Annotated in this window: 28 protein-coding genes; 24 read left to right on the top strand and 4 right to left on the bottom strand. The window is 67.2% G+C overall.

The window, feature by feature from the left end; all coding sequences use genetic code 11:
- Positions 1 to 301 precede the first annotated feature (301 nt).
- The 14 genes from Rhe02_RS45900 (at position 302) to Rhe02_RS45965 (ending at position 10,722) form a co-directional block, all read left to right on the top strand.
- Complete coding sequence (locus Rhe02_RS45900; RefSeq protein WP_239124489.1) at positions 302 to 628, top strand: rhodanese-like domain-containing protein; 327 nt, start codon at positions 302 to 304, stop codon at positions 626 to 628.
- Positions 609 to 1,379, top strand: coding sequence for a glycerophosphodiester phosphodiesterase (locus Rhe02_RS45905; protein WP_203914871.1), 771 nt, complete (start codon positions 609 to 611; stop codon positions 1,377 to 1,379). The genes Rhe02_RS45900 and Rhe02_RS45905 overlap by 20 nt, the downstream gene beginning before the upstream one ends.
- A gap of 15 nt (positions 1,380 to 1,394) precedes the next feature.
- Positions 1,395 to 2,588 carry a sensor histidine kinase gene (locus Rhe02_RS45910; RefSeq protein ID WP_203914872.1) on the top strand — a complete coding sequence of 398 codons (1,194 nt, stop codon included), beginning with the start codon at positions 1,395 to 1,397 and terminating at the stop codon, positions 2,586 to 2,588.
- A 2-nt stretch (positions 2,589 to 2,590) separates the two neighbouring features.
- On the top strand, positions 2,591 to 3,001 hold the full coding sequence (locus Rhe02_RS45915; RefSeq protein WP_203914873.1) for an ATP-binding protein: 411 nt from the start codon (positions 2,591 to 2,593) through the stop codon (positions 2,999 to 3,001).
- 6 nt (positions 3,002 to 3,007) lie between these two features.
- Positions 3,008 to 3,874 carry a DUF5926 family protein gene (locus Rhe02_RS45920; RefSeq protein ID WP_203914874.1) on the top strand — a complete coding sequence of 289 codons (867 nt, stop codon included), beginning with the start codon at positions 3,008 to 3,010 and terminating at the stop codon, positions 3,872 to 3,874.
- Positions 3,875 to 4,008: 134 nt separating this feature from the next.
- Positions 4,009 to 4,665 carry a nuclease-related domain-containing protein gene (locus Rhe02_RS45925; RefSeq protein ID WP_373320797.1) on the top strand — a complete coding sequence of 219 codons (657 nt, stop codon included), beginning with the start codon at positions 4,009 to 4,011 and terminating at the stop codon, positions 4,663 to 4,665.
- A gap of 83 nt (positions 4,666 to 4,748) precedes the next feature.
- Entirely contained in the window at positions 4,749 to 5,135 is a 387-nt protein-coding gene (locus tag Rhe02_RS45930) for a hypothetical protein (protein ID WP_203914876.1), read from the top strand.
- A gap of 19 nt (positions 5,136 to 5,154) precedes the next feature.
- Positions 5,155 to 5,652 carry a superantigen-like protein SSL4 gene (locus Rhe02_RS45935; protein ID WP_203914877.1) on the top strand — a complete coding sequence of 166 codons (498 nt, stop codon included), beginning with the start codon at positions 5,155 to 5,157 and terminating at the stop codon, positions 5,650 to 5,652.
- Between the two features lie 22 nt (positions 5,653 to 5,674).
- Positions 5,675 to 6,631 carry a prephenate dehydratase gene (gene pheA, locus Rhe02_RS45940; protein ID WP_203914878.1) on the top strand — a complete coding sequence of 319 codons (957 nt, stop codon included), beginning with the start codon at positions 5,675 to 5,677 and terminating at the stop codon, positions 6,629 to 6,631.
- Positions 6,632 to 6,637: 6 nt separating this feature from the next.
- Positions 6,638 to 6,991, top strand: coding sequence for a metallopeptidase family protein (locus Rhe02_RS45945; protein WP_203914879.1), 354 nt, complete (start codon positions 6,638 to 6,640; stop codon positions 6,989 to 6,991).
- 74 nt (positions 6,992 to 7,065) lie between these two features.
- Complete coding sequence (locus Rhe02_RS45950; protein ID WP_203914880.1) at positions 7,066 to 7,797, top strand: AIM24 family protein; 732 nt, start codon at positions 7,066 to 7,068, stop codon at positions 7,795 to 7,797.
- Positions 7,798 to 7,867: 70 nt separating this feature from the next.
- Entirely contained in the window at positions 7,868 to 8,527 is a 660-nt protein-coding gene (locus Rhe02_RS45955; RefSeq protein WP_203914881.1) for a hypothetical protein, read from the top strand.
- Between the two features lie 115 nt (positions 8,528 to 8,642).
- Positions 8,643 to 9,899 carry a serine--tRNA ligase gene (gene serS / locus Rhe02_RS45960; RefSeq protein ID WP_203914882.1) on the top strand — a complete coding sequence of 419 codons (1,257 nt, stop codon included), beginning with the start codon at positions 8,643 to 8,645 and terminating at the stop codon, positions 9,897 to 9,899.
- Positions 9,886 to 10,722: an HAD family hydrolase gene (locus tag Rhe02_RS45965; RefSeq protein WP_203914893.1), complete on the top strand. Its 837-nt coding sequence runs from the start codon at positions 9,886 to 9,888 to the stop codon at positions 10,720 to 10,722. The genes serS and Rhe02_RS45965 overlap by 14 nt, the downstream gene beginning before the upstream one ends.
- Here Rhe02_RS45965 and Rhe02_RS45970 read toward each other — a convergent pair.
- Positions 10,710 to 11,228: a bacterial proteasome activator family protein gene (locus tag Rhe02_RS45970; protein WP_203914883.1), complete on the bottom strand. Its 519-nt coding sequence runs from the start codon at positions 11,226 to 11,228 to the stop codon at positions 10,710 to 10,712. The genes Rhe02_RS45965 and Rhe02_RS45970 overlap by 13 nt on opposite strands.
- Before the next feature lie 113 nt (positions 11,229 to 11,341).
- Here Rhe02_RS45970 and Rhe02_RS45975 point away from each other — a divergent pair, with 113 nt between their 5' ends.
- The 3 genes from Rhe02_RS45975 to Rhe02_RS45985 are packed head-to-tail and all read left to right on the top strand — an operon-like array spanning position 11,342 to position 14,867.
- The gene (locus tag Rhe02_RS45975; protein WP_203914884.1) at positions 11,342 to 12,529 is read left to right on the top strand and encodes an ABC transporter substrate-binding protein; all 1,188 of its coding nucleotides are present in this window, start codon (positions 11,342 to 11,344) and stop codon (positions 12,527 to 12,529) included.
- Positions 12,530 to 12,549: 20 nt separating this feature from the next.
- Positions 12,550 to 12,981: an Lrp/AsnC family transcriptional regulator gene (locus tag Rhe02_RS45980; RefSeq protein ID WP_203914885.1), complete on the top strand. Its 432-nt coding sequence runs from the start codon at positions 12,550 to 12,552 to the stop codon at positions 12,979 to 12,981.
- A gap of 56 nt (positions 12,982 to 13,037) precedes the next feature.
- Positions 13,038 to 14,867 carry a beta-propeller domain-containing protein gene (locus tag Rhe02_RS45985; protein WP_203914886.1) on the top strand — a complete coding sequence of 610 codons (1,830 nt, stop codon included), beginning with the start codon at positions 13,038 to 13,040 and terminating at the stop codon, positions 14,865 to 14,867.
- Here the strand turns inward: Rhe02_RS45985 and Rhe02_RS45990 are convergent.
- From Rhe02_RS45990 to mobA, 3 genes are read right to left on the bottom strand one after another with little or no spacing between them, the layout of a single operon-like run.
- Positions 14,862 to 15,869 (bottom strand): T3SS (YopN, CesT) and YbjN peptide-binding chaperone 1, encoded by a 1,008-nt coding sequence (locus Rhe02_RS45990; protein ID WP_203914894.1) that lies wholly within the window; start codon positions 15,867 to 15,869, stop codon positions 14,862 to 14,864. The genes Rhe02_RS45985 and Rhe02_RS45990 overlap by 6 nt on opposite strands.
- Positions 15,870 to 15,911: 42 nt before the next feature.
- The gene (locus Rhe02_RS45995; RefSeq protein WP_203914887.1) at positions 15,912 to 16,139 is read right to left on the bottom strand and encodes a DUF6457 domain-containing protein; all 228 of its coding nucleotides are present in this window, start codon (positions 16,137 to 16,139) and stop codon (positions 15,912 to 15,914) included.
- Positions 16,127 to 16,678 (bottom strand): molybdenum cofactor guanylyltransferase, encoded by a 552-nt coding sequence (gene mobA, locus Rhe02_RS46000; protein WP_203914895.1) that lies wholly within the window; start codon positions 16,676 to 16,678, stop codon positions 16,127 to 16,129. Before mobA ends, Rhe02_RS45995 begins: the two co-directional genes overlap by 13 nt.
- 103 nt (positions 16,679 to 16,781) lie before the next feature.
- On the opposite strand from mobA, the gene Rhe02_RS46005 reads away from it, so the two are divergent.
- The 7 genes from Rhe02_RS46005 (at position 16,782) to Rhe02_RS46035 (ending at position 25,078) form a co-directional block, all read left to right on the top strand.
- Positions 16,782 to 17,723 carry a DUF4192 domain-containing protein gene (locus Rhe02_RS46005; protein ID WP_203914888.1) on the top strand — a complete coding sequence of 314 codons (942 nt, stop codon included), beginning with the start codon at positions 16,782 to 16,784 and terminating at the stop codon, positions 17,721 to 17,723.
- A gap of 67 nt (positions 17,724 to 17,790) precedes the next feature.
- A complete protein-coding gene (locus Rhe02_RS46010; RefSeq protein WP_203914889.1) occupies positions 17,791 to 18,663 on the top strand; it encodes a fructosamine kinase family protein in 873 nt (290 codons plus the stop codon).
- Entirely contained in the window at positions 18,660 to 19,661 is a 1,002-nt protein-coding gene (moaA, locus tag Rhe02_RS46015) for a GTP 3',8-cyclase MoaA (RefSeq protein ID WP_203914896.1), read from the top strand. The genes Rhe02_RS46010 and moaA overlap by 4 nt, the downstream gene beginning before the upstream one ends.
- Complete coding sequence (locus tag Rhe02_RS46020; protein ID WP_203914890.1) at positions 19,658 to 19,891, top strand: MoaD/ThiS family protein; 234 nt, start codon at positions 19,658 to 19,660, stop codon at positions 19,889 to 19,891. Before moaA ends, Rhe02_RS46020 begins: the two co-directional genes overlap by 4 nt.
- Positions 19,892 to 19,945: 54 nt before the next feature.
- Positions 19,946 to 21,529: a metallophosphoesterase gene (locus Rhe02_RS46025; protein ID WP_239124491.1), complete on the top strand. Its 1,584-nt coding sequence runs from the start codon at positions 19,946 to 19,948 to the stop codon at positions 21,527 to 21,529.
- Between the two features lie 61 nt (positions 21,530 to 21,590).
- The gene (locus Rhe02_RS46030; RefSeq protein ID WP_203914898.1) at positions 21,591 to 24,458 is read left to right on the top strand and encodes a UvrD-helicase domain-containing protein; all 2,868 of its coding nucleotides are present in this window, start codon (positions 21,591 to 21,593) and stop codon (positions 24,456 to 24,458) included.
- Positions 24,459 to 24,481: 23 nt separating this feature from the next.
- Positions 24,482 to 25,078, top strand: coding sequence for a response regulator transcription factor (locus Rhe02_RS46035; RefSeq protein ID WP_203914891.1), 597 nt, complete (start codon positions 24,482 to 24,484; stop codon positions 25,076 to 25,078).
- Positions 25,079 to 25,091 lie beyond the last annotated feature (13 nt).

Below are 25,091 nucleotides of genomic sequence, written 5' to 3' on the forward strand. Positions count from 1 at the left end.
GTAGGTGCCACAGACATCCCGCCCCGGCTGCCCGCCGCACCGCCTCTGCTGTTGCCGCCCCTGGGCCCGGCTGCCCCTGGCACCTACGTCTCTGCGTTAGGGCGGCGAGGCAGAGATGTAGGTGCCACAGACATCCCGCCCCGGCTGCCCGCCGCACCGCCTCTGCTGTTGCCGCCCCCGGGCCCGGCTGCCCCCGGCACCTACATCTCTGCGTTAGGGCGGTGAGGCAGAGAGGTAGGTGCGGGGTGACCATGTTCTACCCGTGCTTCGGGGGCTGGCGGCGGTCGGTCAGAATGGGCTGGTGCAGATACCTACAGTGACGGTCAGCGAGATTCCCGCCGACGCCTACCTGCTTGATGTTCGCGAGGACGACGAGTGGGAGGCGGGACACGCTCCGGGTGCCGCGCACCTGCCGATGATGGAGATCCCGGTGCGGATGGCCGAGGTGCCCCAGGACGGCAAGGTGGTCGTGGTGTGCCGGGTGGGTGGGCGGTCTGGCCAGGTCGTGGCCTACCTGCGGCAGCAGGGCTGGGACAACGTGATCAACCTGGACGGCGGGATGCTCGGCTGGGCCGCGGCCGGTCGGCCGGTCATCGCGGACAACGGCCGTGCGCCCCACATCGCCTGACCACCACCCGCTCGTCTTCGCCCACCGCGGTGCTTCCGCTGAGCTGCCGGAGCATACGCTCGCGGCCTACCGCAGCGCGCTCGAAACCGGTGCGGACGGGGTCGAGTGCGATGTCAGGCTGACCCGCGACGGGCACCTGGTGTGCTTCCACGATCGCCGGCTCGACCGCACCAGCACCGGAACGGGTCCGTTCGCCTCGTACACCCTCGATCAGTTGCGCGAGCTCGACTTCGGGTCCTGGCATCACAGCGGGCAGCCTGCCGGAGTGCTGACCCTCGACGATCTGCTGGACCTGCTCAAGGGGGCCGGGCGGCGGGTGCGGATCCTGATCGAGACCAAGCATCCCAACCGGTACGGCGGCGCGGTCGAGCATCGTCTGCGGGCCGTGCTGCGCCGGCACGCCATCGACCGGGGTCACGCGGGCGTTCTGGTCACGGTCATGTCGTTTTCGCCGCTGGCGGTGAGGCGCAGCCGGGAGCTGCTTCCCGAGCTGCCGACCGTGCAGCTGATGGACATGCTGCCGCCCGGGCTTCGGTTCAGGCGGCTCCCCTTCGGTGCGCGCATCGCCGGGCCGGGCCTGGAACTCATCCGCCGCCGTCCGGAGATCGTGCGCCGGCTAAAGGCGGCGGGGCAGAAGGTCTATGTCTGGACGGCGAATGAGCCCGAAGATGTGGAGTTGCTGGTCTCGCTGGGCGTGGATGGACTGATTACAGATCGTCCAAAGGAAGTTCTGGCCCAGCTTGGTAGATAGTGCAAGACTCCGTGCGTGGGTGTTGCTTTTCGAGAGCTGATCTTCGATCTCGCCGCTATTGTCGAGGACGCCCACCACGACCAGAACGTGCTTGATCGCGTGATGCGGCTCGGTGAACGTTCCCTTGGCGCGCTTGGGCTGACGCTCGGCGAGCTGGCCGATGGCGATGCACCGGGAAGCCGGATAGTGGCCGCCACCGGCGCGAGCAGCTGGGCGCTCGGCCGCCCGATCGGGGCCGACGTGGTCAAGGCCTCGCTGCAGCCGAGCCCGGCGCCTTACCCCATCGAGCTCGACATTCTTGAAGATCTCGCGATTGCCCAGCTGAAGGCCTTGGGCATTGGCTCGATCCAGGTTTACCCGATCTACATCCACGGCCGGGCGGCCCTGATCCTGGCGGCTTTCTTCGCGGAAGGAGCGGCGCTCGACGCGGATCAGACCGCGGTCATGAAGCTGGTGGCCGCTTGCATCGGGTACCTGTATAGGCGGGAGACGCCGGAGCACGCAGCCCGGGGGATCGACGAGCGAGAGCTCTTCATGGCGGTCACCAGCCACGAGCTTCGCACCCCGGTCACCGTGATCAAGGGGTATGCCGAGACACTGCGTGATCACTGGGACAGGCTCACCGAGCCGCAGCGCATCGAGTCGGCACGGGTGATCGGCCAGCGCGCCACAGAGCTGGCTCGCATGGTCGACCGGCTGCTCGAGGCCAGCACGGCAAGCGAGGCGATCAGCTCCCGCATCGCCCCCTTCGACCTGCTGGAGTCGCTGCGAAAGGCCGCCGCCGATCTGCCCGGCTACCTGCGCAAGCGGCTGCATATGAAGCTCCCGCCACAACTCCCGCCTGCGCTGGGTTACCGCAGCGGGCTGGCCAGCGTCGTGGTGGAGCTGGTGACCAATGCGCACAAGTATTCGCCCGGCTCCGGGCCGATTGTGCTGAGCGCCGATTCGGACGGGCGCACCGTGTTCTTTCGCGTCGCCGATCGAGGCATCGGCATCCCCGCCGATCGCGCGCCTAACACTTTCGAGCGATTCTGGCAGGGCGAGGCGGGGGATGATCGGCGGTACGGTGGTGCCGGACTGGGCCTATTCCTTGTCCGAAAGACCATTGAGCGACAAAACGGTTGGGTGTCCTTACGTCCCCGGGATGGGGGAGGTACCGTCGCAGAGGTACGCCTGCCACGCGGTGACATAGGTGTCGGGGAGGCATAAAAGTGTCGACGGCTGTCGCAGAGAGCGCCTGGTGCGTGGTGGTGCCTCACCATGCTCGTGGCGCCCGGCAGGCGCGGCATCGGCTGGCCAACGCCTTGGCGGGAGCCATCCCGCCGGCCCTGCTGGCAGATGTGATCTCGGTCGCCGGTGAGCTGGTCGCCAACGCGGTCCGCCACGCCGATCCACTGCCGGGTGGGGTGGTTCGCCTGGCCTGGCGGCTTCGCACCTCCGACAAGGGCCGCTCGGTCGAGGTCAGGGTGACCGACGGCGGTTCGCCGCAGCTGCCCCGGCCACGCACGGCCGGCACCGAGGAGCCCGACGGCCGCGGATTGACGATTGTCGAAGCATTGGCCGACCGCTGGGGCGTTGATAGGGACGGTCTCGGGCAGTCGGTCTGGGCTGAACTAAGCTGACCTCCCGTGGGTAAGAAGAGCCGCGTTCGCGACGCCGCCGCCAAAAAGATCCGTGACGTATTTGTGGCACGCCCGTTCGCCGGGCTGGCCGATGAGCCGGAGTGGATCGCGCTTCGCGAGCTGGTCCCGGCCGCGACCGCGCCACTTCGCCTGAACGCGGAGTACGCCGCCAAATACGGAGACCGTGAGATCACGCTGGCCAGCATTCTGCCGATGGCGTGGCCCGCGCTGACCAAGCCCGATGGCCGGATCTTCATCGGCCTGCAGCGCCACGAGCGCTCCGGAGATGTCAACCGGGACATCGCGGTGGCCCTGCTCAACGCGCTCGATGCGGCGCCGGGCGGCTCGGTCAACGTGCCGCCGTTGCCGGGAGTTGGACCTCGGCTCGCCGATGTGATCGCCAACGAGCCGCTCGACGTAAAGCTCCACAGTGGTTTCGACTTCTGGCTGGACGCGGATCAGGAACGCGACGACAACGTCAAGCAGTCGCTGGAGGCCGCCAACGCCTCGATCTTCCCCACCGAGCCGTTGACCGCGGCGCGTGCCGCCTACTGGTGCCGGGTGCCGGGCAAGTCGCACGTGCGGTGGGTGCTGCCCGACAGCGAAGAGGCCGGGCTCAACGCCCTGGCCCGGCTCAGTGCGGCCGGCCAGCTCAAACTCGGCGACGACACCAAGTTCGCCGGGATGTTCCGGGCGCACGGCCTGCTCGTGCCGGTGTGGGATCTGCCGATGGAGCCGGAGGCGCAAGCCTGGGAGGAGCCGTTCGCGGCAGCGGTCCAGCGGTACAACGCGGCCCTGTCCGATGAGCCGCTTACCGCAGACGAACGCCGTGCTAAGCAAGGTCTACTAGGCAGACAACTCAGTCTGCGGTAGACGAATCCGGCATTCACCCACTCATTCACGAGTGGAAAACTATTCACCCCTTCATAGCTATAGGTGCTCTATAGATGCAGCACGTACGGTAAGGGACACCTAACTCAGCGCGTGGCACCGCACGGAGGCAGGACATGACCGCATTTCCCTACCGTCCAACCATTGAAGACGGACTAAGACCGGCGCCGCTCGACTGGGCGCGCCGCATGAGAGCGGAGCAAACGATCAGACGGATGGCGGCCGCCGAAGACCGGGCCGCCCATCGGCTGGGACCCCAGTGGCACGTGGTCGAAAGACCGCTGGCGCTGCCCAGCACCGGACAGACGTCCGAACGCAAAACCCCTCCCCTGTCAGGCTTTCTCGTGATCGGGCCGGGTGGCATCTTCTGCATCTCGATCGCCCAGCACGGGCGAAGCCGGGTGATGATCGCGGGCGATGTCGTCCAGATCAGTGGAAGACGTCCGCCCTACGTTTCGCAGGCACGTCGCGACGCACGCAAGGCCGCGAAGGCTCTCTCCACGGCGATCGGCCAGGACATCAAAGTCCATCCGGTACTGGCGTTCGTCGGGAATGGACCCATCAGCGTCAACGGGCTGCCCAAGGATTGCGTGATCACCTCGTACCGCGAACTGGACAAGGTGCTCAATGCCACCGGCAAGCGCATCTCACCCACGACAGCCGAAAAACTTTCACAGGTGGCGCGCAGCCCGCAGATCTGGGCAGACACCTCCGGCTACGACTGGTATCCGGAAGGGTCAACACCCGGTGACAAGCCCACGACGCGGGGGTAACGTGTCCGACGATGACCCACATCGAGCTCTCGCTCTCTCCGCTCGCACCAACTCCTTTGGCACAGTCTCCATTGGAGGCGGGAATGACCGACCCGCTCGAGCGCTGGGCTGCGTCACTGGCCAAGGCCGAAGAGTCGGGCCTGGTGATTGACGCGGCCGGGATCATCGTCGCCGCGTCCAAGCCCTGCGCCCGGTTGTTCGGCCTGAGCCAGCCCGCTGAGCTCACCGGCAGGTACATGCTCGATCCAGAGGTTGTCTATCTGATCGACTTCACCGCCGCCGGCAACGAGCTGGGCGAGTCCGAGCGCGAGAAGATTCCCCCACTACTCGCGCTCACCTCAGGTCGGTTGGCACGAGGGCTGATGCGGGTACGCACCGGTTCGGACAATCGCACCCTCGACTCGATCGCGACCCCGGTGCGCCAGGACGGGGAAGTCGTTGGCTCGCTCAGCTTTTTTGCTGTGGTCTAGCGAGCTAGCATCGGCGGCTATGCCGCCCCTCACCAAACTCCGCGTTGGCATGACCGCGGTCGTGCTGTCCGCCTTGGCCGGTTGCGGGGTTCCACCCGAGCTGGCACCACCTCCCGGCACCCAGGTCCCGGTTCCCAGCGCCACCCCACCGGTGAGCGCCCCCTTCCCGCCCGGTTACACCCCGCGCGCGACCGGGCCGACGACCACCCCGAGCGCGGTCGCCACGCCTTTCCCCGAATTCAGCTCGGTGTCGTGCAACGGCAAGCCCACCGGCGATCAGGTGCTGGCGCTGGTGAAGCGGGAGACGAACATCTCGCCCAGCAAGCCCATCACCCAGCCGGTCTGCGCGGGCACCTGGCACTTCACCGTTCTTGAGGTCCCGAATAGGGAACCTCTTCAGGTGCTGTCCAAGTCGGAGCCGACCGGGTTGCATCTGATGGCTGTGGGCACCGACGTCTGCACGGTCGACGTACGCAGGCAGGCGCCGACAGGCATCCTGTTGGCCGCAAGCTGCTAGCGATTACTGCTACCGTCCGGATATGCCAGGTGTTCCGCCGACCCGCTTTGTCTATCTCGGCCCGGAAAGCACATTCGCAGAACAGGCGCTGATGACCATTCCAGCGGCGCGAAAGGGTGTTTGCACCCCGATGCGCAGCGTGCCGGAGGCGCTCGACGCCATCAGGTCAGGCGAAGCCGACGCCGCTCTCGTCCCGTGGGAGAACTCGGTCGGCGGCGCGGTGGGCGTCAGCCTGGACGAGGCGATCGACGGCGACCCGCTGGTCATCACCAGAGACGTGGTGATCCCGGTCGAGTTCGTGCTCGCCGCCCGGCCCGGCAGGATGCTGGGCGACGTGCGCAGTATCGCCGCGCATCCGCAAGCCTCGGCCCAGTGCCGGGGATGGCTGCGCAGCCACGCCCCGGACGCGGCCATCATCGATGTGCTGTCCAATGGCGCCGCGGCAGCCGCCGTCAGCAACGGCGAACACGACGCGGCGATCTGTGCGCCGATCGCGATCGAGCGGTTCGGCCTCAACCGGCTGGCCGACAAGATCGCCGATCACCCGGACGCGGTGACGCGCTTCGTCCTGCTGTCGCGACCGGGGCCGCCGGCCCAGCCGACCGGCGACGATCTCACCTCGCTGGCCATCTGGATCTCCCACGACCGGGTAGGAGCGCTGCTGGCTGTGCTCACCGAGCTGGCCGTGCGCGGGGTCAATCTCACCCGGATCGAGTCCCGGCCGACCGGCGAAAAGCTTGGCAGATATGTGTTCTTCCTCGAGTGCACCGGGCATGTCGCCGAGGCCCGGGTCGGCGAAGCGCTGCAGGGTCTGCGCCGGGTCTGCGCCGAGATCCGGTTCCTCGGCTCCTATCAGCGCGCGGCGCTGCCCGCGACCGCCGCCGAGAAGCCGGTTCCGCCCCCACCCGGACTGTCCGATTCTGACTATGCAGATTCGGCCGCCTGGCTCAGAGACCTTCGCCGCGGCGAGCCCGGGTAGGCCGCGATGCCGGTCGAGATGTCGCGGGAGCGCTTCGAGGAACTGGTCGGGGACGCGCTGGATCAGGTACCCGAGGAATTGCTCAAGGTCATGTCCAACGTAGTGATTCTGGTGGAGGACGAGTCGCCGCCTGGCGCCCCGCCTCTGCTCGGTCTCTACGAGGGCCACGCCCTCACCGAACGCGGCTGGGACTACGCGGGCGTGCTGCCCGACCGGATCACGATCTTCCGCAATCCGACCCTCGCGGTCTGCCAAACCGAGGAAGAGGTCGTGGAGGAAGTCGCGGTAACTGTCGTGCATGAGATAGCACATCACTTCGGAATCTCCGATGATCGCCTTCATGACCTGGGCTGGGGCTGAGCCGGTGTCAAAAGAAGGCTTGCGCTGATCACTTACGCTGGCACCGCCTACCCCCTTATAGGAGGACACCCCTTATGCAGAGCGCGCTTTTCGCTGCAGAGAACCTGGAGAAGGAGTCCACCACTCCTGGCTTCACCCTGCAGAACTCCAAGATGCTAAAGATCGAGCTCAGGGGCGAGGCCATGGCCCGCACCGGCTCCATGGTGGCCTACCAGGGCCAGGTTCAGTTCCAGGCGCTCGGTTCCGGCGGTGCCGCGAAGTGGCTCAAGCAGAAGCTCACCGGCGAGGGCGTGCCGCTGATGAAGGTCTCCGGCCAGGGCGACGTCTTCCTCGCCGATCGCGCCGCCGACGTGCACCTCATCGACCTTGCCCAGGGTGACTCGCTCAGTGTCAACGGCACCAACGTTCTCGCGTTCGAGTCCTCGCTGAGCTACGACATCAAGATGGTTCAGGGCATGGGCATGCTCTCCAGCGCCGGCCTTTTCAACTGCGTCTTCACCGGCACCGGCCGGATCGCCATCACCACCAAGGGAACCCCGGTCGTGCTCACCGTCGACCAGCCCACCTACGCCGACCCGCAGGCCGCGATCTGCTGGTCGTCGAACCTGCAGACCGGCTATCACCGCGCCGACCAGATCGGCTTGGGCACCCTGCTCGGCCGCACCACCGGCGAGGCTTTCACGATGAGCTTCGCGGGTCAGGGCTTCGTCGTGGTGCAGCCCTCCGAGGAGCCTCCGGGCGGCCTCGTCGCAGGCGGTCAGCAGCAGAGCTCCGGCGGCGTGCTGGGCGGGCTGCTCGGCGGCTGAGAGCGCACCACCACCAAGGGGTGAGAGCCGGTAAAGTCGGCCTCACCCCTTGGTTAATTGGAGCGGATCCATGTCCGAAGACGTGATCGAGTTTGGTCCCACCGGAGTCCCGGAGCGACAGCCCAAACTCCGCCGCCTGCCGCAACTTCCCGGCGGAACCGCCCTCCCCACCGCCGCGGCGGGTGCCATCGCGCTGATCGCCTCCATGCTTGGGCGCTGGCAGTCGACCACCCTTCCCTACGACCAAGACAGCTCCCGCGAGGTGGGCTCGGCCATCGCCGCGCTCGGCGCGGTCGGCGGCGCCTATGTGGCAGTCGCCGTGGCGACCGTGGCCGCTGTCGTGATCACCCTCTTCGGACAGCCCTCGGTGCGGCACACCGCCCGGCTGCTGGGCTACGCCCTCGCCGCGTCCGGGCTGACGATCGTGGGCACCATGGCCTATTCACTCACCAAGACCAGCAACCTCGCCGAGTTCCGCCTCTTCCCGCAGGAAGACCTGGATCGGGTCCACTTCACCCTCGAATGGGGAACCTATGTCGCCTTCGCCGGCATGCTGGCGCTGGGCGCGTCGCTGATCCTCAGCGTTCGGCCGAGCCCGTCCTCGGTGCGGGATGTGGCAACCGCCGCCGCCTACCAAGAACCGGCGGAGATGGAGCTTGAGGTCTCGGTCTTCCCGGCAAGCCCCAAAACCAGCCCAGGCGCCGGGCACGAGCTCTACATGCGGCAGTAATACTGGCGCGTGCAAGCAACGCGCGGCGCTGCAAATCTGGCGCGTGCGAAGCAACGCGCGGTTGTGGGATATATCGACGCGAGATCTGGTGGGTGGGGCCGGTAGGCTTCTGGGCGTGATTGATCTGCGTCTGCTGCGGGAGAATCCCGATCTGGTCCGTAGGAGCCAACAGACGCGTGGCGAGGCCGTCGAACTGGTCGACGATCTGCTGCGCGCGGACGAGGCGCGGCGATCGGCGATCTCCTCCTTCGAAGCGTTGCGCGCGGAGCAGAAGCAGCTGGGCAAGCTCATGCCCAAGGCCGCCGGAGACGAGAAGGTGGCCCTCCTGGCCCAGACCAAAGAGCTGGCCGAGCGGGTGAAAGCCGCCGAAGCCGCGGTCACCGCCGCGGAAGCCACGTTGCGCGCGGCCCAGATGGCCATCTCGAACGTGGTCGAGGAGGGTGCTCCCGCCGGCGGCGAGGATGACTACGTCGTGCTGCGCGAGGTTGGTGGGCGGCCGAGCATCGACAATCCCAAGGACCACTTGGAGATCGGTGAGGCGCTGGGCGCCATCGACATGGAACGGGGCGCCAAGGTCTCGGGAGCGCGCTTCTACTTCATGACCGGCCAGGGCGCGCTGCTTCAGCTTGCGCTGCTTCAGCTCGGCATGTGGCAGGCGGTCGAGGCCGGCTTCACGCCGATGATCCCGCCGGTGCTGGTGAAGCCGGAGTCGATGGAGGGCACGGGTTTCCTCGGCGCTCATGCCAGCGAGGTTTACCACCTGCCAGAAGATGATCTTTTTTTGGTGGGTACCAGCGAAGTGCCGCTCGCCGCCTATCACCGTGACGAAATCCTTGCCCTGCAAGACCCTCGGCGATACGTCGGCTGGTCGACCTGTTTCCGCCGAGAAGCGGGCAGCTATGGCAAGGACACCCGCGGCATCATCCGGGTCCACCAGTTCGACAAGCTGGAGATGTTCTCGTACTGCCCGCCGGAGCAGGCCCACGAGGAGCACCTGCGCCTGCTGGCCTGGGAAGAAGCGATCCTCGGCAAGCTCGAGCTGAGCTACCGGGTGATCGACGTGGCTGCGGGCGACCTGGGCTCGTCGGCCGCCCGCAAATACGACTGCGAGGCGTGGATCCCGTCGCAGGGCAAGTACCGCGAGGTCACCTCCACCTCGAACTGCACCACTTTCCAAGCCCGCCGCCTGAACACGCGTTATCGCGATGCCGAGGGCAAGCCGCAGATCGTGGCGACGCTCAACGGCACCCTCGCCACCACGCGCTTCCTCGTGGCGATCCTGGAACAGCACCAGCAGCCCGACGGATCGGTTCGCGTTCCCAAGGCGCTGCAGCCCTATCTCGGTGGACGTGACGTACTTGAGCCAGTCTGAAAGACCGCTACCCAAGCTCATCGCCACCGATCTTGACGGAACGGTGGTCAGATCGGACGAAACAGTTAGCGGGTTCACGCATTCGGTCTTCGAGCGGGTCCGCGCCGCCGGTATTCCCATCGTGGGGGCCACCGGCCGCGGGCCCAGGCTCGAAGCGCTCAGCCGAATAGACCTTCCCCACGCCGATCTGCTCGTGCTCGGCGGCGGGGGCCGGGTGATCGATCTACGCGGGCCGTCGGTCCGGGTGCTTCGCGACGCGCGGGTGCCCGGCAGTGTGATCGCCAGTCTGGTGGCCAAGCTGGAGGATCAGCTCGGTCCGGTCAAACTCCTGGTGGAAGTCCTTGATGGGGAAAGAGAACCGCTCTGGGGCGACCATGTCCAGGACTGGCCCTACCCCGACGATCTCGTGGTCCAGGATCGGGCGGTGTCGCTCTCCCATGACGTGATCAAGGCCTTTATCCGTACCCCCCAAGGCAATCCAGACATGTTGCTGGAAGCGGCATCCGAGATCATTCCGTCGGATGTCGTCACGTTGACCCATTCCGGGCTCGGCTGGGTGGAAATCACCCCGCCCGGCGTGGACAAGGGCACCGGATTGGCGATTGTCGCGGCGGATCTGGGCATTGACCCGTCAGAGGTGCTCGTCTTCGGAGATATGCCCAATGACATCCCGATGTTCAAATGGGCGGGCTATCGGCGCGTAGCCGTCGAGAACGCCCACCCCGCCCTGATGGCTCTCGCCGACGAGGTGACGCTCTCCAACGAGCGCGACGGTGTCGCGTTCTACTTGGACAACATGCTCAAACGGGCTCAGAGGTACTGACCCGGGGTCCGGCTGGGGTCGCCGCCGGGCAGCGTGGTGCCGCCCACGCCCGGCGGCAGAGCGGGCCTTCCCCGCATCTGCTCCAGCTGCATCCTGGCCGCCATCTGTTGCGCCACAAGGGCCGCCTGGATGCCATGGAAGAGGCCCTCAAGCCAGCCCACCAGCTGGGCATGCGCGATGCGCAGCTCCGCCTCGGTGGGGATGGTTCCCTCTTCGAACGCCAGGGAGATCCGCTCAAGTTCCTCACGCAGCTCGGGCGCGAGGCCGTCCTCCAGCTCGACGATGGAACGCCGGTGGATCTCCTTGAGTCGCTGGCGTCCCTTTTCGTCCAGCGGGGCCGATCTGACCTCCTCGAGCAGCTGCTTAATCATTGTGCCGATCCGCATCACCTTCGCTGGCTGCTCGATCAAGCGGGATGGGTCGTCGTCACGGTCCCCCACCGTTCCGATGGGGGTGCCATCGGGTCCGACGACAACCACGGTCTTTTCCTCTGACTGCTCACTCACACCCCCATCCTAGGAGATCGAGCTGTCCCATTGACGTCGCCGTCAGGACACGGTAGACAGCCACAGTGGCCGTAATCTCGGCTGCGCCATGTCCAGGGAAGGGTGAATTAAGCGTGGCACTGGACAGAGTGGACGGGATAGATCGCCGTCGGCTGCTCGGAATGTTCGCCGGCATCGGGGCGGCTGGGCTTACCGGCGGACTGTCCGCCTGCGCTACGAGCACCGTAGATGCGCCCAAGAGCACCGTCCGGTTAGGACTGCTCGTGCCGGCGACCGGTGCCAACAAGGCCATCGGCGCCGAGCTGGAGAAGGGCTTCCAGCTCTACCTGGATATGCACGGCCGCACGATGAGCGGGCACAATATCGACCTGATTGTCGAGGACGAAGGCGACACCATCCAGTCGGGCACGGCCGCCCTGAAGGCCTTGCAAGACAAGAATGTGGTGGCCATCACGGGAGTGGCCAACCCCGATCTCTTGCCCTCGATTCGCGACGCGATCGAGAAGAGCCAGGTGCCGATGCTCGCCGCGCACGGCTCATCCGCCGACATGAGCAGCGCGGTCTACATCTGGCGCACGGCGTTCGTCAACAACGAGCCGGGACGCGCCGTCGGCCTGTACCTGAAGAGCCGCGCCAACACCGGCAAGGTCGGCCTGATCGGTCTGCCGGACAACTTCACCAAAGACGCGATGAGCGGGCTCGAGAGCGAGTACAGCAACGTCACCGAGCGCGTCTGGGTGCAGCCGACGGCGAAACCTGAGGCGGGCCAGTTCCGCACCGAGGTCCAGCGGGTGCTCGGCATGAACCCCTCAGTGATCTTCTGCTCGCTGCCGCAGACCTACCTGGTTCCGTTCCTGCAGTCGTTGCGATCCAACGGCGGCAACCAGGACGTCTACGCGCCCGGCATGGTGTCGGAGAACCTTCCGCCCGACCAGCTCGGCGCCGCGAAGGGTCTCTACACCGCGATGCAGTACTCCAGCGATCTGAACAACCCGTCCAACCGGGTGTTTTCTGCCCAGTTCCAGACCCGCCACCCGAATTCGCCCACCGCGTTCGCAGTGGCCGCATACGACGCGGCTGCGGTGCTGGACGGCGCGATCGCCCTGTGCGGCAACGACGCGATCACCGCGCTGCGGATCAACCAGGAAATCCCCAACGTGGGCCAGGTCGTCAGCCCGCGCGGCAACTGGCAGTTCAACCAAGCTCGGTCGCCACAGCAAAAGTGGTACCTGCGCCAGATCCGCCCGGACGGCAACATCTGGTCCAACGTCCTGATCGGAGATCTAGCCACCCTGGGATAGCGAGAGACTATTCTCTGTTGGTGCGGCTAGACGACGTTGACCAGCGCATCATCGCAGCGTTGATGACCGACGCCCGCACGACATATGCCGATATCGGCCAGACGGTGTCACTGTCCGCACCCGCGGTCAAACGGCGTGTTGATCGGCTGCGTTCGGTCGGGGTGATCAAAGGGTTCACGGCTGTCGTCGACCCGAAGGCGGTCGGCTGGACCACCGAGGCCTTCGTGGAGCTGTTCTGCACCGGCCGGACAACCCCCGCCCAGATCACGCTGGCGACCAGGCAGCACGCGGAAGTGGTCGGGGCCTACACGGTCTCGGGCGAAGCCGACGCCCTCGTGCACATCCGCGCCGCCGACATCCAGCACCTGGAGCAAGTCCTGGAACGCCTCCGAGCCGAACCCTTCATCACCTCCACCCGCAGCATGATCGTCCTCTCCCGCCTGGGTGACTGAATTTCGCGCGCAAAAATTCCAGCAACCACGGTGGGTCACCGTGCGTCCAACCGGCCATGAAACGTGCTGCTGCCCTTCTCACCACGTTTGCTCTGGTGGGCTGCACAAACACGACTGTCAATACGTCGACGCCAGCGCCGGCTTTGAAGCTTGTCTCGTACCGCTCCTGTGACGATCTGTTGTCACAGGTTCGTCAGGCGGCCGAGCGCAGCGTCGGGCCGTACGGGTTCACCAACGGTCACCCGATGCTCTACTCCGGGGCCACGGACAGCCGCGCGATCGCGCCACCGGCGGCCGCGGCGGAAGGGGCCAAGGCGGCACCGGTACAGGGACAGGACTACTCCGGCACCAACACCCACACCGCCGGGGTCGACGAGCCCGACCTGGTGAAGACCGACGGCAAGCGGATTGTGGTGGTGCTGGAAAGCAGCCTGCACGTGATCGATGCCGCGACCAAGAAGGAGACCAGCCGCCTGCCGGTCGACCCGGGCGCCTATCAGATCCTGCTGCACGGCGATCGGGTTCTCGTGCTGAGCCGGGCGGCGGGCAAGGTTGAGCCGTTCGCGGCCGATTCACGGGTCGCCCCTGGCTATTACGCCCAGGCCACCAAGCTCCAGCTGATCGATCTGAGCGGCATGCCGAAGCAGGTGGGCGAGTTCAGGATCGAGGCCGAGCTGGTCGATGCCCGGCAGGTCGCCAGCACAGCGCGGGTGGTGGTGCGCAACGGACCGGCGATCACCTTCCCCATGTACCGGCAAAACCTGACCGACGATCAGCGGTTGGCCGACAACCGGTCCCTGATCAGCGTGGCCCCGATCGAGGCCTGGCTGCCCGCTTACACCGCCGACGGCAAGTCCGGCCGCGTGGACTGCAACGACGTGAGCATTCCGGAGACCTTCAGCGGCACCTCGCTGGTGACCGTGCTCAGCTTCGATCTGGCCGGTGCCTCGCTGAGCGAGGCTGAGCCGACCGCGGTCTTCGCCGACGGCGACACCGTCTACGGCAGCGGCGCCAACCTGTACCTCGCCCACGATCAGCGGTGGCGCGGCTGGCGCGGCCCGACCATGTGGAACGACCCGAAGCGCACCGACGAAACCGAGATCTTCCAGTTCGACATCACCTCTCCCAAGCCGGCCTACGTGGCCGGCGGCAAGGTGCCCGGCTGGCTGCTCAACCAGTACTCGCTGAGCGAGCACGACGGGGTGTTGCGGGTCGCCACCACGACGAGTGCGCCTTGGGATCAGACCCAGAAGAGTTCCTCGTCGGTGTATTCGCTGCGCCGCGACGGTGGCTCCCTCGAGAAGATCGGATCGGTTGGCGGGCTTGGCAAGGGCGAGCGGATCTACGCGGTTCGCTTCGTCGGCCCGATCGGCTTCGTGGTCACCTTCCGCCAGACAGATCCGCTCTACACCATCGATCTGAGCGACCCGACCCGGCCCAGAGTCGTTGGTGAGCTGAAGATTGCGGGCTATAGCGCCTATCTGCACCCGGTGGAGGGCGGCCGCCTGCTCGGCATCGGGCAGGACGCCACCGAGCAGGGGCGGGTCACTGGTACCCAGATCTCCCTCTTCGACGTGGGCAACCTGGCCGATCCGAAGCGGCTCGACCAGCACAAGGTCCCCAGGGCCCACAGCGAGGCCGAGTACGACCCGCACGCGTTCCTCTACTGGCCCGCGGCCAAGCTGCTGGTGGTGCCGCTCAACAACGAGGCGCTGCTGCTTCGGGTGGAGGCGACCACGCTCACCGAGCTGAACCGCATCTCCCACCGCGACGGGCAGATCCGCCGCTCGCTGGTGATCGGGGACACCCTGTGGACCATCGGGCACAACAGCGTGATGGCGTCCACTTTGGATGGTGGCCAGCGGCTGGCCACCATCACGCTATAGGTATTGACCGATGCGTTCTTCGGCGTTGGGGGGAGCGTCAGGCTTGTCCCCCTCGCCGAAGAACCGCTTCCCGCCGAATTCCCCGTGCAGCCGGTCGTCGAGCTCGTCGGCGAGCCCGGTCATCACCTGGATGGCCAGGGACAGGTGGGTGGGCTGGAAGTCGCGGCCGAAGACCGGGACCGAGGCCCACACCGTGCCGGAGGTGCAATAGAGCCGGCCGATCGGCATCCGGTTGGTCAGCTCGGAGAGCTTGGCAAAGAGCTTCTCGGAGGGCTCGATTTCGGTCAGCACCGGGGAGAAGACGTCGATGAGCGGCGGGTTGTCCCGCACCCGGACGAAGACCATGGCCGAGCCGGCTCGGATGCCGATGTCGCCGTCGCCGTCGACCCGAAGCTCACTCGGATCGGTCTTGGTCAGTGTCGCCACCACCAGGCGCACCTTGTCGGCGAGGTCGAGCCCCTGCGCCTCGATGGGCGGCAGCGAGCCCTCCATGGTGGACTCATGCCGGGCCAACGCGAGCTGGTTGATCGGCAGAGCCTCGTCGTCCTCGCCGCGGGCCGCGTAGACCAGGAAGGCGGGATGCGGCGCGCCATAGACGTCGCGCAGCGTCCGCGTGATCACCGTGGCCAGCTTGTTGACGTCGCCCTCCAGCCCGAAGCTCTCCCCCGAGCCGCTGAGCACCCCGGGCGGCGACCAACCCAGCGCCACCATGGCGGCGACGGCCGCCCTGTCCAGCCTGTATCCCTCGGGTAGGTTGGCGTTGCTCACAGCAAGCGCTGAGATGCCCTCCTCGTGGCGCTCCACGCTCACGCCGTAAACGGCGCTGCCGGTCCCCGAGGCAGTGGGGTCGAGGGTCAGATCCAGGTGGGCGCCCACCGGCAGCTCGGGCACCGTGGCGGCAAGCGTTCGCGCGAACTGACGCCACGCCTCGGTCACCTTGGCGCCCAGGTCCGCGGTAGTTGGTTCGTCCAACAGCTCGGCCTCGGGCAGGTCTGCCGCCATCATTCGCCTCCGTATATCGGTCCGTATCCCTGCGCGACGTTGTCAGGACTGCGCCAGCGCTGTCAATCGGGCGGCCAGCTCGGCTGGGTCGCCCCCTCTTCCCACTGCCAACCCAAGCAGGTAAGCGCTGACCGGCGCTGCTGGCCGCACCGTGTTGTGCGCCACTTCCCGGGCCAGATCGAGGACAAGTGTCGTATCCACGTCGCCAACTGGCACACCCAACGTGTCACAGGCGAGCTTCACAAACTCGGACAGGCTCATCTCAGCCATTTCTGCGCCTCCTCCAACGCCTCCGGGGTATCACAGTCGAACCAGGGCGGCGGGCCTTGCCCCGCCCAGGTCAGCTCGGTCACGTTGACCGCCCCCAAGAGTTCTTTCATTGAGGCATCTTTTCTGGGTACCGCTTCCAGCGCACGCCGCAAACTTTCGGTGGCCCAGACCGCGACCAGCGGCTGACGGCGGCCCTGCCCATCAACGTATACCGCGCAATCCCCAGCACCCGTGAGCTGCTCAAGCGCCTGCGCCGTGAGGAAGGGCAGGTCAGCTGCGAGCACGGCGACCCGGGCAGCGGCACTCACCGCCGCGAATCCGGCGCCGATCGCGGCCACCGGGCCGCCGCCGGGCGGCTGTTCCTGAACCCGGGGCACTCCGGCCAAATGATCGTCTAACTCGGATGGACCCACCACGACGGTGTGCGACGACCCCGCCAACGCGGCCAGAACCCGATCGAGCATCGTCACGCCACCGACCCGGAGCAGGGGTTTCAGCCCGCCTCCCATGCGCCGGGAGCGCCCGCCGGCGAGCACGATCGCGGCGTAGCCCATGCGCGCCTCCCTGTGGATAACCCGGCGTGTCGTCCACAGGTTAGCGATCAAGCTGATCGAGCGCGCGCTGAGACGGTGTGCTGAGCGCATGCCATCGTCAACCTTCCGCCTCACCAGCCGGGAAGACCTGCTGGGTTACGTCCCCTACGGCCTCGGTTTCTATCCGCAGGAAAGCCTGGTCCTGGTGGGTCTGGGCCAGAAGCGGCTGGAGCTGTGCGCTCGCGCCGACGCGAGCTGGCCTACCCGGCAGCACGTGAGCCAGTTCGCCCAGGCTCTACGCCGCATCCGGAAGATCACCGCCGTCCTGCTGCTGGGCTATGGCGGTGCCGAGATCGCCGACCCGACGCGTGCCGTCGGCAGCGCCTTGGAGCAGCGCGGCTATCCGGTAATGGAGCTGCTTCGCGTCACCGGCGACCGGTTCTTCTGCCTGACCTGCGGCGAGTGCACGCCACCGGAGGGCCGTCCCTTCGAGGTGAAGGCCAGCGCGGCCGCTGCGGCGGCGATATTCGCGGGCATGGTGGCCCGTCCCGACCGGGCATCGGTGGAAAGGCTGGTCCGCCCGATCGGCGGCCTCGCCGCCGTCGCGATGAGCCAGGCCGTCGATCGGGCCGGAAAACGCCTCGACGAGGCGCCGTGCCATCTTCAGCAATGGGGTAGGGAGGCGGTGGAGCAGGCGCTGTCCAAGGCTCGGCACGGCGACCGGCTCGACGACGACGAGGTTGCCTGGTTGACCCTTGTCCTGCAAGACACCGAGGTGCGTGACCACGCCTGGCGGCTCACCGATCGTGAGGTGTGGCAGCTCGAGCTCTGGCTTGACCTGACCCGGCGGGCCGAGCCCTCGCTCGCCGCTCCGCTGGCGGCGCTGCTGAGCTGGTGCGCGTGGAGGCAGGGCGATGGGGCATTGGCGATGGTCGCTGCCGCGCGGGCGCAGCGCCTCGATCCAGCTCAGCGCCTCGCCCAGTTCGTCGCGGACCTGCTCGACCGCGCGAGCCCTCCCAGCACCGTGACCAAGTGGCCCGTGCCACTGTGATTCTGGCGCGTGCAAAGCAACGCGCAGCAGCGCCGCTGGAGAGCGGCACTGCGGTAACTTTCCTGGCGTGGACCTGTCCTTCGTGCGCGAGCATCCGCACCTGCTGCGTAGCTTTCTCACGCATCAGCGCATCCGCGAGACTCCCGTCGAGGGCGGCTCCATCTGCCGCGCGTCAAGGCTGACCTTCGACAACGGGGAGTCCCTGTTTACCAAGGAGTGGCCGCAGGGCACGCCGCCAGAGGGCTTCTTCCACGCTGAGGCAAGCGGGCTGCGCTGGCTTGCCGAGGCGAAAACCGTTGCGGTGCCTGAGGTTTTGGTGCAAACCTCGGATCTGCTCGGGCTGGCCTGGGTGGAGCCGGGCAGAGCGACCGCGGCGGCGGCCGAAGACTTCGGCCGGGCCTTGGCGGGCCTTCACCGCACCGGCGCGGAGGCGTTCGGCGCGCCCTGGCCGGGCTTCCACGGCAGCGCGCCGATGGACAACACGCCCAGCCACGACCCCTGGCATGTCTGGTATTCACAGCGCCGGCTGCTGGCCTATCTGCGCCAGTCCGTCGATCGCCAGGCACTGACACCGAGCGACTCGGCACGAGTGGAACAGGTGGTGTCCAATCTGGACTCTTCTTGGGACGAAGCGCCCTCGCGTATCCACGGCGACCTGTGGACGGGCAACCTGCTGTGGGGGGCGGACGGCCGGTGCTGGCTGGTCGACCCGGCGGCACATGGCGGTCACCGCGAAACCGACCTGGCCTACCTGCGCCTCTGGGGCGGCGCTCCACATTTCTCGCGGATACTCGACGCCTACCACGAGGCGTGGCCACTGGCCCCAGGCTGGGAAGATCGGCTCGCGGTGCATCAGCTGTCCATGTATCTGCTCCATACCGCGCTGTTCGGAGAGGCCTTCGCGTCGGGGGTCCGGGATACCCTTCGAGAGTGCCCATGAACGCGAGCCAAGGTCTCGTTGACCGCTACGGCAGGCGGGCGATCGACCTGCGTGTCTCCCTGACCGACCGCTGCAATCTGCGTTGCTCCTATTGCATGCCCCCGGAGGGCCTGCCCTGGTTGCCCAATTCGCAGGTGCTGACCGACGACGAGGTCATCCGGCTGATCGGCATCGCGGTGACCCGGCTGGGCGTGGAAGAGATCCGCTTCACCGGCGGCGAGCCGCTGCTCCGGCCCGGGCTGTCCAAGATCGTCGCTGCCGCTGCGACGCTTCACCCGCGACCGAAGCTCTCGCTGACCACCAACGGCATCGGTCTCGACCGGCTCGCGGCCGGGCTTCGTGAGGCAGGTCTTGATCGGGTCAACGTCTCGCTCGACACCCTGATCCCGGAGCGGTTCGAGCAGATCGCTCACCGTCGCCGCCTGCCCGACGTGCTCGCGGGGCTGGCCCGCTCGGCCGAGGTGGGCTTTGCCCCGGTTAAGATCAACACGGTGCTGCTGCGGGACGTGAACGACGACGAAGCGCCCGCCCTGCTGCGGTTCGCCCTCGAAAACGGCTATGAGCTGCGTTTCATCGAGCAGATGCCCCTCGACGCACAGCACGGCTGGCGTCGCGACAACATGATCACCGCGGAGGAGATCCTCGCCTCCCTGACCGCCGAGTTCGACCTGTCGCCCGATCCGGCCGACCGCGCTGGAGCGCCCGCCGAGACCTGGCTGGTCAACGGTGGCCCGGTGAAGGTCGGGGTGATCGGCTCGGTGACCCGGCCGTTCTGCGGCGACTGCGACCGCACCCGCCTCACCGCCGATGGCCAGGTGCGCAACTGCCTGTTCGCCACCGGCGAAACCGATCTTCGTGACCTGCTGCGCGGGGAGGCGGAGGACGAGCTGATCGCGCAGCGGTGGCGGGAGGCGATGTGGGGCAAGCTGCCCGGCCACGGCATCGACAACCCGGCTTTCCTGCAACCGTCCCGGCCCATGTCAGCGATCGGTGGATGATGATTACCGTTCGATATTTCGCCGGCGCGAGGGCTGCGGCAGGTGTGGCGGAGGAGACCTTTCCCTCTGGCACCACCATCGAGCAGCTCGCGTCGAAGAAGGGCGAGCCGTTCGCCCGGGTGCTGCATTCAGCCAGCTTTCTGGTCGACGGGCTAGCTTGGCACGACCGCCAAGCACCGCTGCCCGCGGGCGTGACGGTGGACGTGCTGCCGCCATTTGCCGGAGGGTAAGCCGCGCGGCGGTGCGGGGGTAATGCCGACAGTGCTTTGGCCGGAGGATGAGTTGTGGTGCTGCAAGGTCTGATCTTTCTAGGCCTGGTTTTGGTCGTGCTCGGCCCGGTTCATTGGTACCTGTGGCGAAGGCTGGTCAAAGACACCACCCGCCCGGGCCGTGTCCGCAAGATCGGCACTGTGATCTTCGTGGCGCTGGTGGTCTCGCTCATCGCGGCCTTCATCGTGCCCAGGGTGGCCGGGGCCCGGGCAGGCTTCGCCGTCTCCCTGGTCGGCTACCTGTGGCTGGCGGTCATGTTCTACCTGCTGGTCATCATGCTGGCGCTGGAGATCCCCCGCCTGATCGCGCTGCGGCTGGCCCGCCCGACCCCGGCACACGCCCTGGCCCCCACTCAAGACACCAATTCCTCACCACACCCCCCAGCTGACGACCCACACCCAGCACAAACCGCACCCACCGACAGCGACGGCGCGGGCTCGGCGGAAAACGCACTCGCCAGGGGCGACGCAGGCTCAGCGCAAAGTGCACCCGCCGAGGGCGGCGCGGGCTCAGCGGAAAACGCACTCGCCAGGGGCGACGCCGGCTCAGCGCAAGGCGCACCCGCCGGGGGCGACGCGGGCTCGGCGGAAAACGCACTCGCCAGGGGCGACGCCGGCTCAGCGCAAAGTGCACCCGCCGGGGGCGACGCGGGCTCGGCGGAAAACGCACTCGCCGGGGGCGACGCGGGCTCAGCGCAAGGCGCACTCGCCGGGGGCGGCGGCGCGCGGTCGGTGGAAGGCGCTCCGGTTGGGGGCGGCGCAGTGGCGGAGGTCAGCCGGCGGTTGCTGATCACCCGTAGCTTGGCGATCTTCGCTGGGCTTACCGCGACCGGGATTGTGGCCGGTGGGGTGCGCACGGCTCTGGGGGATCCGGTGCTCAAGCGGGTTCAGATCCCGCTGGCCAAGCTTCCCCGCAACCTCGACGGCTATCGCATCGCCCTCGTCAGCGACATCCACCTTGGCCCGCTCACCGGCATCGACCACACCCGGCGGATTGTGCGGTCCATCAACGGGATGCAGGCCGACCTGATCGCCGTCGTCGGTGACCTGGTCGATGGCAGCGTGGCCGAGCTCGGTGCGGAGGCGCAGCCGCTGGCCGACCTGCTCAGCCGCGACGGCGCCTACTTCGTCACCGGCAACCACGAGTACTACTCCGGTGCGCAGGAGTGGATAGACGAGGTGGCCCGGCTGGGAATGCGGCCGCTGCTCAACGAGCGGATAGGGATCCGGGGCTTCGACTTGGCCGGCGTCAACGACGTCACCGGGCGCGGTTTCCCCGAAGCCGGTGGCGGCCCCGATTTTGCCGCGACGCTGGGTGACCGCGACACCTCGATCCCGGTGGTGCTGCTCGCCCACCAGCCGGTCCAGGCGACCGAAGCGGCGAAGTTCCAGGTGGATCTCCAGCTCTCCGGGCACACCCATGGCGGCCAGATGGTCCCGTTCAACTATGTGGCCCGGCTTCAGCAACCGGTGATCTCCGGCCTCGGCGAAGTGGACGGCACCAAGGTCTACGTCACCAACGGCGCCGGTTTCTGGGGACCACCCGTAAGAGTCGGCGCGCCACCGGACATCACGCTGGTCGAGCTGAAGGCCGGTTAGACTGCCCGGCGTGCCCCGAGACAGCTGGATAGCCGATCTGCATATCCACTCCAGATACTCGATGGCATGCAGCAGGGATCTCGAGCTGCCCAACCTCGCCTACTGGTCGCGCCGCAAAGGCATCTCCCTGCTGGGAACGGGTGACTTCACCCATCCGGCCTGGTTTGCTCACCTGCAGGAAAATCTGGTGGCTGCCGAGCCTGGCCTTTTCGTGCTTGGCTCGTCGATCGAGCATCGGCTGCCCTCCTCACTGCCGAGGGAGCCGACCCGGTTCATGCTCAGCGTCGAGATCTCGACGATCTACAAGCGTGATGACCGCACCCGCAAGGTGCACCATCTGATCTACATGCCCGACTTCGAGTCGGCGGCAAGGTTTCGTGAGTCGCTGCTCAGGGCGGGCTGCAACCTGTCCAGCGACGGCCGTCCCATCATCGGGCTGGATTCGCGTGACCTGCTCGAGATCACCCTCGAAGCCAGTGCTGACGCCTTTTTGGTACCAGCACACATCTGGACGCCATGGTTCTCCGCGCTCGGTTCGAAGTCGGGCTTCGACGCGATAGCCCACTGCTACGCAGACCTGGCGGAGCACATCAAAGCGGTGGAGACCGGCCTGTCCAGCGATCCGGAGATGAACCAGCGTGTGTCCAGTTTGGACGCCTACCAGCTGGTCTCCAACTCAGACGCGCATTCGCCGCAGGCGCTGGCCCGTGAGGCCACCGCGTTCACCTGCGAGCTGGACTACTTCGCTGTCCGCGCCGCCCTGGCCACCGGCGTTGGTCTGGCCGGAACGATCGAGTTCTTCCCGGAGGAGGGCAAGTACCACGGCGACGGCCACCGCGATTGCGGCATCAACTGGACCCCCGCGCAAACCCGGGAAGCCAACGGCATCTGCTCGGTGTGCGGCCGCCCGGTGACGGTGGGAGTGCTTGCCCGCGTTGAGGATTTGGCCGACCGCGCCCAGCCGGTCTCCTCCGGGAAGTCGGTGACCCACCTCATCCAGCTGCACGAGGTGCTGGGCGAGATCGAGGGGGTGGGGCCGAAGAGCAAAACCGTTGAGGGAAAGGTCAATGCGCTGGTGGCCGCGCTCGGGCCCGAGCTGGACATCCTCACCTCGGTGCCGATCAGCGAGGTCGCCGCCGCGGGTGGAGAGCTTCTAGCCGAAGGCGTGCGCCGGTTGCGGGCGGGGAAGGTGACCCGTGTTCCCGGCTACGACGGCGAGTACGGCGTGATCCGGCTTTTCGAGCCGGACGAGCTTCATGTTGGCGGGGACACGCTTTTCGATGTCCCGGTGGTGGAGAAGGTGGTGCCGCCGAAGCGAACCGTGGCTCGCAAGGTCACCGCACCCCGCAAGCCGGTCAGCGCGCCGCCGCTGCCCACCGCCGCGTCGCCGCACGAGCCTTTCGAGCCGATGCTGGCGGGGATGGAGGAGGTCGGCACCGGTCTGCTTGACCGGCTCGACGCAATGCAGCGGGTCGCCGCCTCGGCCCCGGGCGGGCCTTTGCTTATCGTGGCTGGTCCCGGTACCGGAAAAACAAGAACCCTGACCCATAGAGTCGCCTATCTCTGCGCCGAGATGAATGTCTACCCGGAGCAGTGTCTGGCCATCACGTTCACCCGCAGAGCGGCCGAGGAGCTGCGGCACAGGCTCGGTGGCTTGCTCGGGCCGGTGGCCAAGGACGTTACGGTGTCGACGTTTCACGCGCTGGCGCTGAGCCTGATCCGGGAGCGCGAGCCCGGCTTCGAGGTGACCGACCTGGACGAGCTGATGCCGAAAGCCGTGGCGTTGCTGCGGGATCAGGGCATGGAGAAGCGCTGGCCGTGGGTCTTCGTCGACGAATACCAGGACGTGGATCCATACCAGTACGAGCTGCTGCGGCTGCTCGTTCCGCCGGACGGCAACATCTGCGCCATCGGCGATCCGGACCAGGCGATCTACTCGTTCCGTGGGGCGGATGTCCAGTTCTTCCTTCGCTTCTCGCACGACTTCACCGACGCGCGGGTGGTCCGGCTGACCCGCAACTACCGCTCCTCCGCGCCCATCATCGCGGCCGCGGTTCAGGCGATCGCACCGGCGTCGCTGGTTCCGGGAAGGCGCCTCGACCCGGCCAAGGTTGACCTCGAGGCACCGCTCATCGGCCGCTACACAGCCGCGAGCGCGGCCGACGAGGCCGCCTTCATCGCGAAGAAGATCGACGAGCTGGTGGGGGGAACCTCCCATCGCACCAAAGCGGATGTGCGCGGGATGACCGGCGCAAGTTTGTCCTTTGGCGACATCGCGGTTCTGTATAGGACAGACGCTCAAGCAGCCGCGATTGTTGAGGCCCTGTCCCGCGCCTCGATCCCGGTGCAGAAGCGTTCGCATGATCGGCTCCGGGATCGCTCCTCGGTGAAGGCCGTCGTCGCCGAGCTTCGCCTGGACAACGGGCTGACCGGCTCGATCTCGGCCCGGCTCAAGGCGACCGCGCAGAAGCTGGAGCAGTGGGAGGCCGCAGATCTGTTGATGCCACTGGCTCAGCGATGCGGAAACGATTTGGAGCGTTTCCTCGCCGACGTCAGCACCGGGGCCGAGGTCGACGCGCTCGACCCACGGGCGGAAGCGGTGACCCTGCTGACTTTGCACGCCGCCAAGGGCTTGGAGTTCCCGGTGGTCTTCCTCGCCGGTTGTGAGGACGGGCTGCTGCCGATGCGGTTCCCGGGCCGGCCACCGTCCGAAGAGGACCTGGCCGAGGAGCGGCGGCTCTTCTTCGTCGGGCTCACCCGCGCCCAACGTCGCCTATTTATCAGCCACTCGGTCAGAAGAATGACTTTCGGCGGCGAGCGTGATGCAAGACCCACCCCGTTTCTGATAAACATCGATTCCGGACTGCTTGATGAGCTGGGTGAATCCTCGCCACGCCGACCCCGTGATCAACAGTTGCGCCTGCTTTAGCCACGTTCCACTTGGGAGCGAAGATGGTTGTGCGACTGGTGACCTTGGACCCGACCACTCTCAGCCAGCTGGGATACCGGTCGGCAGTTGCCGAGTGCCCCGACATCACCCTGGCGGGTCAGGCCGGTAATGCCGCCGACGGTTTGGCGTTGATCGCAGATCAGCGGCCGGACGTGGTCACCATCGATCTGCACCTGCCCGGGTTGGAGCTCGCCCAGCGGCTGCGCGCCGAGCACCCCCAGCTCGGCCTCATCGTGACCGGGCCGGGCCTGGACCAGCCGCTGTATCAATGTCTGGAAGCGGGTCTGTCCGGGTACGTGCCGAATACCGCGCCGGTGGCACTGCTCATGTCCGCGGTGCGGCACGCGGCGGTCGCGCCCACCTCGTTCACCGCGCCCGACCTCGCGACGGCGCTGTCCCGGCGCCGGGCTCGCACCCCGCTCAGCCCCCGCGAGCAGGAGCTTTTCGCCCAGCTAGGCACCGGCGCCAGCCTTGCCGCCATCGCCGGCAGACTCAGCCTCACCGAGTCCACGGTGCGCACCTACCTGGCCCGCCTCTACGACAAGCTAGACGTTCACACCCGCGAGGAAGCCCTCCGCGTAGGAAGCTCCCCCCGCTAAACCGCTCCGCACC

It is taken from the genome of Rhizocola hellebori, from assembly GCF_016862955.1.
Lineage (GTDB): Bacteria > Actinomycetota > Actinomycetes > Mycobacteriales > Micromonosporaceae > Rhizocola > Rhizocola hellebori.